The following is a 7,887-nucleotide window of genomic DNA, read 5'->3' on the forward strand; positions in this document are numbered from 1 at the left end:
GTCGGCCTACTCCGCCCGGCCGTCAGAGCGGGGCCTCCCACACCACCGTCGTACCGCCGCCGTCCTCCCCGATTCCCGGGCCGAACCAGCTCGCCCCGCCCAGGGACTCGGCACGGCGGGCCAGGTTGCGCAGTCCGCTGCGGCGCCCGTCCTGCGGGATGCCCACCCCGTCGTCGGCGACCGAGAGGCGTACCGCGTCGCGCCCGTCCGGCAGGGTGGCCGTCGCGTCGACGACCACGTCGATGAGGGAGGCGTTCGCGTGCCGGAAGGCGTTGGACAGCGCCTCGCGCAGGGCGGCGATGAGGTTCTTCCCGGTGAGTTCACCGACGAGTGAATCGACGGGGCCGAGAAAGCGGTGCGACGGCTTGAAGCCCAGCGGGACCGCCGCCATGTTGATCTCGCGCAGCACACGGGTGCGCAACCCCGACGGGGCCTCGGCCGGTTCCTGCTGGAGCGCGAAGATGGCGGTACGGATCTCCTGGATGGTCACGTCCAGTTCGTCGACCGCCCGGCCGACGCCGGTCTGCACCTCGGGGACCTCCGACCGGCGCTGCGCGCTCTCCAGCATCATCCCGGTGGCGAACAGCCGTTGGATGACCAGGTCGTGGAGGTCGCGGGCGATCCGGTCGCGGTCCTCGTAGACGGCGAGCCGTTCCCGGTCCCGCTGCGCCTCGGCCATCATCAGCGCGAGCGCCGCCTGGGAGGCGAACTGGGTGGCCAGCGTCCGTTCCGTCTCCGTGAAGGGACGCCCGCCCCGGGCCCGTGGGGTGGCCAGCGCGCCGAGGACCCGGCCCCCGCTGTGCAGCGGCAGCATCATGCTGGGGCCGAACCGGTCGGCCAGCCTCGTGATCATGCGGGAGTCGGTGGCCGAGTCGTCCATGAACACCGCGTCGCCGTCGAGCAGGGCCGCCACCACCGTGCTCTCGGGCGGAATGATCACACCGAGCGCCGCGGAGGGGTCGTCGGCGGAGACGGCGACGATCTCCAGACCGCCCTCCTCGGCGGGCAGCAGCACGATTCCGGCGGCGGAGTCGGCGAGATGGCGGGCCTGTTCGGCGACGACGGCCAGGGCGTCGTCGGCGTCGCCGCCGGAGAGCAGCGCGGTGGTCACGGCCACCGAGCCGTCGATCCACCGTTCGCGCTGCCGCGCCGCTTCGTAGAGGCGGGCGTTACCGATCGCGATCCCCGCCTCCGTGGCGAGCACCCGCACCATGTGCAGGTCGTAGTCGCTGAACTCCGCCCCGTCGTGCTTCTCGGTCAGATAGAGGTTGCCGAAGATCTCTCCCTGTACGCGGATGGGCACGCCGAGGAAGGTCCGCATCCGGGGATGGCCGGGCGGGAATCCGGCGGCCCGTGGGTCAGCCGTCAGATCGGCCAGCCGGACGGGGACGGGATCGTGGATCAGCGCGCCCAGAAGGCCACGGTGCCCGTCGGGGCGACGCCCGATCTCCCGGGCCACCTCGTCCGGAACCCCGAAGGTGACGAAGTCGGAGAGCCCTTCGCCCGCTTCGTCCACGACGCCGATGGCGGCGTAGCGGGCGTGGGCGAGTTCGGCCGCGGTCTCGCAGATGCGGTCGAGCGTGGAGTGCAGTTCCAGGCCCGTGCCGACGGAACGCATCGCCTCCAGCAGTTGCGGCACACGGGCGGTGAGCTCGGTGGAGAGGCCCTGCAGGCTGCGGGTGGCCTGCGTCGCGGCTTCGAGTGAGTCCTTCGGGTCCTGCTCTGACATGCACCGAGCCTAATAAGTACCGATTGGCAACGAAAGTCGGACTCCCTCTCAGGCCCCTGCCCGAACAGACGCCTCCGCCACGGACACCTTCTCCGCGGATGATTCCTCCGTGGACGGCTCCGCTGCGGACGGCTCCGCTGCGGACGGCTCCACCACCGGCCCGGATGTCCGTGCGGACTTGCCTGCGGGCTCCCCGACGCTCTCGCGCACCGTCTCCCGCTCGCGCTCCAGCATCCGGCGCAGCGGCCCCTCCTGCGCCACGAGTGCGGCGTACGGGCCGCGCTGCACCACCTGGCCCGCGTCCATCACCAGCACCTCGTCGACGGCGTCCAGCCCTTCGATGCGGTGGGTGATCAGTACGGTCGTACGTCCACGGGTCGCCGCCAGCAGGTCCGCGGTCAGGGCGTCCGCCGTTGCCAGGTCGAGGTGTTCCGCGGGCTCGTCGAGGACCAGGACGGGGAAATCGGCGAGCAGTGCACGGGCCAGCGCGAGCCGCTGGCGCTGACCGCCCGAGAGCCGCGCTCCGTGTTCGCCCACCAGGGTGTCCAGTCCGTCCGGCAGCCCTTCGGCCCAGTCCAGCAGCCGCGCCCCGGCCAGGGCCTCGCGCAGTTCGACGTCGGTCGCCCCGGTACGGGCCAGACGCAGGTTCTCGCGGATGGAGCTGTCGAAGACATGGGCGTCCTGGGCGCACAGCCCGACGAACGCGCGAACCGTGTCCCCGTCCAGCGCGCGGGCGTCGACTCCGCCGATCCGGTACGTGCCCTCCCGGGCGTCCAGGAAGCGGAGCAGGACCTGGGCCAGCGTCGTCTTGCCCGCGCCGGAGGGCCCGACGACGGCGACGCGCCGTCCGGGCACCAGCGTCAGGTCGACGGACTCCAGGGCGTCCCGCCCCGACCCCGCGTACCGGGCCGTCAGTCCTCGTACCTCCAGGGGGAAGGGCGAGGCGGGCGTCTCGGCCGGGCTTTCGGGTTCCCGCACCGGTACGGGGGCGTCCAGCACCTCGTAGACCCGCTCCGCGCTCCGCCTGACGCGTTGGCGGTACTGCACGGCGAGGGGCAGTCCGGTCACGGCCTCGAAGGCGGCCAGCGGGGTGAGCACCACGACCGCGAGCTCCACGCCCTCCAGCCGCCCGCCGTACACCGCGGGTACGGCGACGAGGGCGGCGGCCACCACGGTGAGCCCGCAGATCAGGGCGGAGAGTCCACCGCCGAGCGCGGTCGCGGTCGCCGCCCGGGAGGCGATCCGGGTGAGGAGGCCGTCGGCCTCACGCACCCGGGCGTGACGGGCGGGCAGTGCCCCGGCGACGGTCAGTTCCGCCGTTCCGCCCAGCAGATCGGTGACACGGGTGGCCAGCGCGGCACGGGCGGGCGCGAGTTGACGCTCCGCGTGCCGGGCGCAGGCGCCGCTGATCAGCGGTACGCCCACCCCGGCGAGCAGCAGTCCGACGGCGAGCACCACGCCCGCCTCCGGGAGCAGCCAGGCGGTGAATCCGGCGGCGGCCGTTCCGACGAGGACCGCGGTCCCCGCCGGCAGCAGCCAGCGCAGCCAGTAGTCCTGCAGCGCGTCCACATCGGCGACGAGCCGGGACAGCAGGTCGCCGCGGCGCGTCGTGCGCAGACCCGCGGGCGCGATGCGCTCAAGCCCGCGGTACATGGCCACGCGCAGCTCGGCGAGCATCCTGAGCACCGCGTCGTGGGAGACCAGGCGCTCGGCATAGCGGAAGACGGCCCGGCCGATGCCGAAGGCGCGGGTCGCGGTGACGGCGACCATCAGATAGAGCACCGGTGGCTGTTCGGAGGCGCGGGAGATCAGCCATCCGGAGACGGCCATGAGCCCGACGGCCGAGCCCACGGCGAGGCTGCCCAGCAACAGGGCGAGCGCCAGCTGACCGCGCCGCGCACCGGCGGCCTCCCGGACGCGGGCGAGCACCCGGCCCCCGGACCGGGGCGCGGTCTCGCGCAGCAGCGCGGGCTCGGGAAGGCCCACCGGGCCACCGGTGGCGAACGGTTCCGTACCGGCCGGGCGCTGCGACGGCAGTACCGAGGCGTCCCGCTCTCCGTCGGCGGCCGTGGCGGCCGTGGCGGCCCGCTCGGTGTGCTCCCTCGGCTCCCCGGGCTCCCTCGGCTCCAGCGTCACCACGCGGTCGGCGACCGCCAGCAGCGCCGGACGGTGCACGACCAGCAGCACGGTCCGCCCGGCCGCCAGCCGCCCGACCGCCTCGACGATGCCCGCCTCCGTCTCGCCGTCCAGGCTCGCGGTCGGTTCGTCGAGCAGCAGCAGCGGCCGGTCGGCGAGGAACGCCCGTGCGAGGGCGAGCCGCTGGCGCTGACCGGCCGAGAGCCCGGCACCGTCCTCGCCCAGCGGTGTCCGGACCCCGTCGGGCAGCTCCGCGACGAAGTCGTACGCCCCGGCGTCCCGCAGCGCCGACGCCACGGCCTCGTCGTCCGCGTCCGGCCTGGCCAGACGCACGTTCTCGGCGATCGTGCCCGCGAAGAGGTGCGGACGCTGCGGCACCCAGGCGATCCGTTCACGCCAGCGCTCGGGGGAGAGGTCGGCGAGGTCGGTGCCACCGACCCGTACCCGCCCCTCGTCGGGCAGCGCGAAGCCCAGCACCACATTGAGGAGCGTGGACTTGCCGACGCCGCTCGGACCGACCAGGGCGACGGTCTCCCCCGGCTCCACGACCAGGGACGCGGCGTCGAGCGACGGTTCGCCGCGGCCACCGTGCCGGACCGTCACCTCCTCCAGCTCCAGCCGCAGCGACGCGGGGACGGCCCCGGTGCCGGCGGCGGGCGGCTCGGCCTCCAGGACCGAGAAGATCTCCTCGGCGGCCGAGAGTCCCTCCGCCGCCGCGTGGTACTGCGCCCCCACCTGCCGGATCGGCAGATATGCCTCGGGCGCGAGGATCAGGACCACCAGCCCGGTGTAGAGGTCGAGTTCGCCGTGCACCAGCCGCATCCCGATGGTGACGGCGACGAGCGCCACCGACAGCGTCGCCAGCAGCTCCAGGGCGAAGGAGGACAGGAACGCGATCCGCAGCGTCCGCATGGTGGCCCGGCGGTATTGAGAGGTGATCGTGCGGATCGATTCGGCCTGGGCCTTGGCCCGTCCGAAGACCTTCAGGGTCGGCAGCCCGGCGACCACGTCCAGGAAGTGCCCGGAGAGCCGGGACAGCAGCTGCCACTGACGGTCCATGCGGGACTGGGTGGCCCAGCCGATAAGGATCATGAAGAGCGGAATGAGCGGCAGCGTGACCACGATGATCGCGGCCGACACCCAGTCCTCGGTGACGATCCTGGCCAGGACCGCCACCGGCACCACCACCGCGAGCCCGAGCTGCGGCAGATAGCGCGCGAAGTAGTCGTCGAGGGCGTCGACCCCCCGGGTGGCCAGCGCCACCAGGGAGCCGGTGCGTTCCCCGCTCAGCCAGTCCGGCCCGAGCCGCGTGGCCCGTTCCAGGAGCCGGCCGCGCAGTTCGGACTTGACCGCCGCGCTCGCCCGGTACGCGGCCAGCTCGGTGAGCCAGGCGACGAGCGCCCGGCCCAGCGCGACCGCGGCGAGCAGCAGCAGCGGTGTGCGGAGTTCGGAGACCGTCATACGGTCCTCGAACCCGCCCACCACCACCTCGGCGATGAGCATGGCCTGGGCGATCACCAGCGTCGCACCGACCAGTCCCAGTGCCACCACGGCCGCCAGGAAGAAGCGGGTGGCCCTGGCGTACCGGAGCAGGCGCGGGTCGATCGGTTTCACGTGAAACATCTCCCAGAGGGCTCAGCGCGCGACGACTACCCGTACACGCGCGTACGTCAACGTCAGTGCGCGTCGGCGATGTGCTGCGTACCGATGCGCTTGCGGAACACCCAGTACGTCCACCCCTGGTACATCAGCACCACGGGCGTCGCGATCCCGGCACACCAGGTCATGATCTTCAAGGTGTACGGGGTGGACGAGGCGTTGGTGACCGTGAGGTTCCAGGCGTCGTTGAGCGAGGACGGCATGACGTTCGGGAAGAGCGTCAGGAAGAGCATGGCGACCGCCGCCGTGATCGTCACTCCCGAGAGCGCGAACGACCAGCCCTCTCGCCCCACCGCGATGGCGCCGATCGCACCGACCAGCGCCACCACGGCGATGATCATCGCGAGCAGGCTCCAGCCGTCGCCGTTGTCGGCCTGGGTCCAGACCAGGAAGCCCAGCGCGAGCACCGCGGTGACCAGACCCAGCTTGAGAGCGAGCTTGCGTGCCCGCTCCCGGATGTCCCCCACCGTCTTGAGCGCGGCGAACACCGAGCCGTGGAAGGTGAACAGGAAGAGCGTGACCAGTCCGCCGAGGAGGGAGTACGGGTTGAGCAGGTCCCAGAAGTTGCCGACGTACTCCATGTCGGCGTCGATCTTCACGCCGCGCACGATGTTCCCGAACGCCACGCCCCACAGCAGTGCGGGGATCAGCGAGGTCCAGAAGATCGCGTTCTCCCAGTTGGTCTGCCACCTCTCCTCGGGCCGCTTGGCGCGGTACTCGAAGGCGACACCCCGCACGATCAGGCAGAGCAGGATGATCAGCAGCGGCAGGTAGAAGCCGGAGAACAGCGTGGCGTACCACTCCGGGAAGGCGGCGAAGGTCGCGCCTCCCGCGGAGAGCAGCCAGACCTCGTTGCCGTCCCAGACGGGCCCGATCGTATTGATCAGGACCCGCCGCTCCTTGCGGTCACGGGCCAGCAGCTTGGTGAGGACTCCGATCCCGAAGTCGAATCCCTCCAGGAAGAAGTAGCCGATCCAGAGGACGGCGATGAGCACGAACCAGACGTCGTGGAGTTCCATCTCTCAGCTCCTCTGCTCTCAGTAGGAGAAGGCCATCGGCCGGTCGGCGTCGTCTTGGTCATGACCGCCGATCTTGGTGGGCGGGTTGAGGTCGGCCTCCGTGAGTTCCGGCGGTCCGGCCTTGATGTACTTCACGAGCAGCTTGACCTCGATCACGGCGAGCACCGCGTAGAGCAGGGTGAAAATGGTCATCGAGGCGAAGACCTCGCCCTGCGAGACCCCGGGGGAGACCGCGTCACGGGTCTGGAGCACGCCGTAGACGACCCAGGGCTGACGCCCCATCTCGGTGAAGATCCAGCCCCAGGAGTTGGCGATCAGCGGGAAGAGCAGGGTCCAGAGCGCGACGATCCAGTAGAGCTTGGTGAGCTTCGGGCTCAGTGCCTTGTTCTTGAACAGGACCAGATGTGGCACTTCGTCCTCACCAGTACGCATCCCCGGTGGCAGCATGAACTTCTTCCGGGTCAGCCACAGCCCCAGGATGCCGAGGGCGAAGGACGCCATCCCGAAGCCGATCATCCAGCGGAAGCTCCAGAAGGCGACGGGGATGTTCGGCCGGTAGTCGCCGGGCCCGAACTTCTCCTGCTCGGCCTTGTTGATGTCGTTGATACCGGGGACGTACGAGTTGAAGTCGTCGTCCGCGAGGAAGGACAGTACCCCCGGGATCGAGATCTCCACGGAGTTGTGGCCCTTGCTGACATCCCCGTACGCGAAGATCGAGAAGGGCGCCGAGTTCTGGCCGTCCCACAGCGCCTCGGCCGCCGCCATCTTCATCGGCTGCTGCTTGAACATCACCTTGCCCAGCAGGTCGCCGCTGACCGCGGTGAGCAGTCCGGCGATCACGACCGTGACCAGGCCCACCCGCAGCGAGGTCCGCATCACCGGGATGTGCTTCTTGCGCGCCAGGTGGAAGGCGGCGATGCCGACCATGAAGGCGCCACCGACGAGGAACGCCGCCGTGATGGTGTGGAAGAACTGGGTGAGCGCGGTGTTCTGCGTGAGCACGTGCCAGAAGTCGGTGAGCTCGGCGCGGCCGCGTTCCTTGTTGATCCGGTAGCCGACCGGGTGCTGCATCCAGGAGTTGGCCGCCAGGATGAAGTACGCGGAGAGGATGGTGCCGATCGAGACCATCCAGATGCAGGCGAGGTGGATCTTCTTCGGCAGCTTGTCCCAGCCGAAGATCCACAGCCCGATGAAGGTGGACTCGAAGAAGAACGCGATCAGTGCCTCGAAGGCGAGCGGTGCACCGAAGATGTCGCCGACGAACCGTGAGTAGTCGGACCAGTTCATTCCGAACTGGAACTCCTGGACGATGCCGGTGACCACACCCATGGCGATGTTGATCAG

General features: G+C 70.7%; 4 protein-coding genes. All 4 read right to left on the reverse strand.

What is annotated here, in order from left to right; genetic code table 11:
* Window positions 1-22: 22 nt before the first annotated feature.
* Window positions 23-1,729: a sensor histidine kinase gene (locus tag A6A29_RS37605; protein WP_073727632.1), complete on the reverse strand. Its 1,707-nt coding sequence runs from the start codon at window positions 1,727-1,729 to the stop codon at window positions 23-25.
* 48 nt (window positions 1,730-1,777) lie between these two features.
* Window positions 1,778-5,479 (reverse strand): thiol reductant ABC exporter subunit CydD, encoded by a 3,702-nt coding sequence (gene cydD / locus A6A29_RS37610; protein ID WP_079183209.1) that lies wholly within the window; start codon window positions 5,477-5,479, stop codon window positions 1,778-1,780.
* A 62-nt stretch (window positions 5,480-5,541) separates the two neighbouring features.
* Window positions 5,542-6,543, reverse strand: a complete 1,002-nt coding sequence (gene cydB, locus A6A29_RS37615) for a cytochrome d ubiquinol oxidase subunit II (RefSeq protein WP_073727634.1) — start codon at window positions 6,541-6,543, stop codon at window positions 5,542-5,544.
* Window positions 6,544-6,561: 18 nt separating this feature from the next.
* The coding region (locus A6A29_RS37620) for a cytochrome ubiquinol oxidase subunit I (RefSeq protein WP_241838791.1) at window positions 6,562-7,887 on the reverse strand (1,326 nt) is incomplete at its 5' end.

Origin of the sequence: Streptomyces sp. TSRI0281, from assembly GCF_001905125.1 — a bacterium.
Taxonomy (GTDB): domain Bacteria; phylum Actinomycetota; class Actinomycetes; order Streptomycetales; family Streptomycetaceae; genus Streptomyces.